Here is a 2,259-nt window from a genome sequence, read left to right as displayed (position 1 = left end):
CGCGCGAGCTGGGCGTGCGCGGGCTCATGAACGTGCAGTTCGCGGTCCCGCGGGACGGGCGCGGCATCTTCATCCTCGAGGTGAACCCGCGCGCGTCGCGCACGGTGCCGTTCGTGTCCAAGGCCACCGCCGTGCCGCTGGCCAAGGTGGCGGCACGCTGCATGGTCGGCATCGGTCTGGCCGAGCAGGGCCATGATCACGAGGTGCTGCCGCCGTATTACTCGGTCAAGGAAGCGGTGTTTCCGTTTGCCAAGTTCCCCGGTGTGGACATCATCCTGGGTCCGGAGATGAAATCCACCGGCGAGGTGATGGGCATCGGCCGCAGTTTTGGCGAGGCCTACGGCAAGGCGCAGCTGGCTTCCAGCAATCCGCTGCCGACCGGCGGGCGTGCCTTCATCAGCGTGCGTCAGGCCGACAAGACGGCGCTGCTGGTGCAGGTGGCGACGGACCTGCGACAGTTCGGCTTCGAGCTGGTTGCCACGCGCGGTACGGCCGAGTGGCTGAACGCGAGCGGTATTCCGTGCGGCGTGGTCAACAAGGTCAAGGAAGGCCGCCCGCACATCGTGGACATGATCACCAACGGCGAAATCGCCTTTGTGCTGAACACCACCGAAGGCAAGCTTGCGATTGCCGATTCGTTCGCCATTCGCGCCGCGGCGCTGCGCTTCAAGGTGCCGCACACCACCACGCTGGCCGGCGCGCGCGCCACCTGCCTTGCGCTGCAAAGCGGGCGCGAGATTCGCGTCGAGAGCCTGCATCAACTGCATACCGAACTGAGACAGTCATGACCCGAGAACCCCTTACCGCCCGCGGCGCAGAGCAGCTGCGGCGCGAACTCGAAGACCTCAAATCCGTGCAGCGCCCGCGCGTGATCGCCGCCATTGCCGAGGCGCGCGCGCACGGCGACCTGAAGGAAAACGCCGAGTACCACGCGGCCAAGGACCAGCAGGGTTTCATCGAGGGCCGTATCAGCGAAATCGAGGATCGCCTCGGCCGCGCTGAGGTCATCGATCCGGCGAAGCTGGCCGCCGGCGGCAAGGTGGTGTTCGGCGCCACGGTAACGCTGGTCAACGTCGACACCGACGCGGAAGTCACCTACCAGGTGGTCGGCATGGACGAGGCCGACATCAAGCAGGGCCGGGTGTCGTTCCGGGCCCCGCTGGCGCGCGCCATGATCGGCCGCGAGGTGGGCGATCAGGTGCTGGTGCCGGCGCCGGGCGGCGAGCAGGCCTATGAAATCCTCGCCGTCGATTATCGGTAGCGCCGCGCGCTCGGTGCTCCGACCTTGAGCGGGCGCGGCTCCAGCCGTCGCTGGCTGCAGCAGCACGTTGCCGATCCCTACGTGCGCCGGGCGCAGGCGCAGGGTTACCGCTCGCGGGCCAGCTTCAAACTGCTGGAGATCAACCAGCGCGATCGCCTGCTGCAGCCGGGCGCGACGGTAGTCGATCTGGGCGCGGCGCCGGGTGGCTGGTCGCAGGTGGCGAGCACCATCGTCGGGCCGCGCGGCCGGGTGCTGGCGGTCGACCTGCTGGACATGGCGCCGCTGCCGGGTGTCGAGTTCATCCTGGGTGATTTCGGGGACGCTGCGGTGCTGGAGCAGATGCTCGGCCTGCTGCCGGACGGCGCCGACCTTGTAATGTCGGACATGGCGCCCAATCTGAGCGGTGTGCGCGATGTCGATCAGCCGGCGGCGCTGCACCTGGCCGAGCTGGCGCTCGACTTTGCCGGTCGGGTGCTGAAACCGCGCGGGGCACTGCTGGTCAAATGCTTCGAAGGCGCCGGCAGTCAGGCACTGCGGGTGGAATTTGCCCGACATTTCGAGCAGGTACTGGTGCGCAAGCCCGACGCCTCGCGTGACCGCAGCCGCGAGCACTACCTGATCGGCCGCGGTATGCTGCCGATTACCCCGTAATAACCGCCGCGACCGGAGATTCGCTACGTGAATTCAATGTCCCGCAACATCATCCTCTGGGTCGTGGTGGCGCTGGTGCTGATGGCCGTGTTCAACAGCTTCGGTCCGCAGCGGGCCAGCGAGCGCACGCTCGATTACTCGCAATTCATCGCCGAGGTGAAAAACGCGCAGGTTGACCGCGTGGTCATCGAGCAGGGCGCCGTGCGCGGCGTGACCACGGGCGGCGAGAAATTCGTCGTCTACACGCCCGAAGACCCGCACATGATCGACGACCTGCTGGCCAACAAGGTCGGCATCGAGGTGGCGGCGCCGGACCGCCAGTCGCTGCTGATGCAGGTGTTCATCTC

The 2,259-nt window shown here is 67.2% G+C and carries 3 protein-coding genes and 1 pseudogene; all 4 read left to right on the top strand.

Going from position 1 to position 2,259, the window contains the following annotated elements; genetic code table 11:
* A pseudogene (carB, locus tag VFV21_RS00250) lies at positions 1–788 on the top strand (carbamoyl phosphate synthase large subunit); the annotation flags it as partial.
* Positions 785–1,261, top strand: coding sequence for a transcription elongation factor GreA (gene greA, locus VFV21_RS00245; RefSeq protein ID WP_329667574.1), 477 nt, complete (start codon positions 785–787; stop codon positions 1,259–1,261). The pseudogene carB and the gene greA, both read left to right, overlap by 4 nt.
* Positions 1,262–1,285: 24 nt before the next feature.
* On the top strand, positions 1,286–1,912 hold the full coding sequence (locus tag VFV21_RS00240) for an RlmE family RNA methyltransferase (protein WP_329667573.1): 627 nt from the start codon (positions 1,286–1,288) through the stop codon (positions 1,910–1,912).
* A gap of 36 nt (positions 1,913–1,948) precedes the next feature.
* Positions 1,949–2,259 (top strand): ATP-dependent metallopeptidase FtsH/Yme1/Tma family protein (locus VFV21_RS00235; RefSeq protein ID WP_329667575.1); only part of this gene is annotated, 311 nt, incomplete at its 3' end.

The organism is Arenimonas sp. (assembly GCF_036275555.1).
Lineage (GTDB): Bacteria > Pseudomonadota > Gammaproteobacteria > Xanthomonadales > Xanthomonadaceae > Arenimonas.
This window is presented reverse-complemented; position numbering and strand designations above follow the sequence as displayed.

Bases quoted from the DNA above. Each gene is read 5' to 3' on its own strand.
- greA (WP_329667574.1), top strand. From the start codon at position 785: ATGACCCGAGAACCCCTTACCGCCCGCGGCGCAGAGCAGCTGCGGCGC.